1 protein-coding gene is annotated in these 275 nt (G+C 35.3%); it reads right to left on the bottom strand.

All coding sequences use genetic code 11. The annotated features are described in order from the left end of the window. On the bottom strand, positions 1-275 hold a 275-nt coding region (locus tag SB756_RS29805; protein WP_410913180.1), incomplete at both ends, for a hypothetical protein.

Below are 275 nucleotides of genomic sequence, written 5' to 3'. Positions count from 1 at the left end.
AATAAAATTATTACATCGACAGCTTCAGCCAGAATATTTTCTAAACTTAAAAGGCTATGCTGCCCTTGACCAGCCAAAAGATCATCAAATAGATCTTCTGGATAAAATATATCAACATCACTGAACTTTGCTAAAAATTGTGATAATTGATGACGCCAAGATTGATGATTAGCAACGTCACCACCACATAGAAAAATGGTTATTTTAATATTAGCTCCTCGATAGAAGCCTTTCTTTGTGAGATGTCCTATAAGCTGTTGTTGCTGCTCATCGGT

Source organism: Pseudomonas sp. SIMBA_068 (assembly GCF_046534705.1).
GTDB lineage: Bacteria > Pseudomonadota > Gammaproteobacteria > Pseudomonadales > Pseudomonadaceae > Aquipseudomonas > Aquipseudomonas putida.
This window is presented reverse-complemented; position numbering and strand designations above follow the sequence as displayed.